The sequence below is a fragment of the Pseudoalteromonas sp. APC 3893 genome (genome assembly GCF_030408095.1).
GTDB lineage: Bacteria > Pseudomonadota > Gammaproteobacteria > Enterobacterales > Alteromonadaceae > Pseudoalteromonas.
Window position 1 is genome coordinate 1 of record NZ_JASDCD010000074.1, and the last position, 1125, is coordinate 1125.

General features: G+C 41.1%; 2 protein-coding genes. Both read right to left on the reverse strand.

Features of this window, described 5'->3' with window-relative positions; genetic code table 11:
* Positions 1 to 16: 16 nt before the first annotated feature.
* Complete coding sequence (locus QMA12_RS22035) at positions 17 to 685, reverse strand: IS630 family transposase (protein WP_356948043.1); 669 nt, start codon at positions 683 to 685, stop codon at positions 17 to 19.
* On the reverse strand, positions 576 to 1025 hold the full coding sequence (locus tag QMA12_RS22040) for a winged helix-turn-helix domain-containing protein (protein WP_290211507.1): 450 nt from the start codon (positions 1023 to 1025) through the stop codon (positions 576 to 578). The genes QMA12_RS22035 and QMA12_RS22040 overlap by 110 nt, the downstream gene beginning before the upstream one ends.
* Positions 1026 to 1125 lie beyond the last annotated feature (100 nt).

Sequence of the window (1125 nt, forward strand, 5' to 3'; positions counted from 1 at the left end):
ATACCAATACTTTTTATTAAGTGATCAAATTTATCCATTTTCTCGAACAGATACGCTTAACGTTATCAATATCTGAGCGAAATGTATTCCACGCCCTACTTACTTGCTCCACAATATCGTCATAACTTGCAAATGTACGATTAGATAACTCTCTATTTCTCATCCATGCCCACACTTGCTCAATGGGGTTCAGTTCGGGTGAGTAGGGAGGAAGCGGTATCACCGACACATTTTTAATGTCTTGTGCAACATTACCCATATGCCAGCTTGCCCGATCAACGATGACCACTGCGTGCTCTCCACAGGGCGTCGCATCTGAAATGAGTTGTAAGTGTTGCCTCATTATAGCCTTACTCAAATAAGGCGCTATAATTGCCTCCGTCTGGCCTGTTGCAGGGCAAACTGCACCAAAAATATGAGTTGATAGAAATTGTTGCTGTTTGACCACGCGGGGCCTTGAACCTTTCTTTGCCCAAATTTTAGATGTGGTATTTTGTTGACCAAACCGCGCTTCATCTTGGAACCAGACATTGACTCTATCAAGTGATACGTGACCTGGAATTGTGATGATCGTATTACGAAGGAAATTTTTTAAAGTCTTCTTGCGCCTGAACTGATTGTTTAGGGTGTTTCGAGCGAGATGTAATCCATGACAAATTAAGCTCATGTAATAAGCGATAAACATTATTAAGCTTATACTGCACATCAAATGTCTCGCGAATATACTCACGAATGTCTTCACCGATTAAGCGACCCCCTTCATCTTTAACTGCATGTTTGCATACATAATCTTTGAGTTGTTGCTTTTGCTTAGGTGTTAGAGCACAAGGGCGACCTGGCTGTTTCTTAATGTCTAATGCCGCAATGCCATCGGTAAGATAAGCTGTCACCCACTCATTTACCAAGCGCCGACTCACGCCTGTCGCTTGTGCAACAGCCGTGCGATTTTTAACTTTAAGAAATTGACGAACAACTTGATAGCGGGTTTTTAATCGCGCATCTCGGGTGTAGGGAAAATCTGGCATGTTGGACAATTTAAGCTCAATAAGAATGAGTGAATTTACCAGTATTAGATCACAAATAGCATTAAATTAAAATAGATCATCAATTAAATGTGTTTGGTAT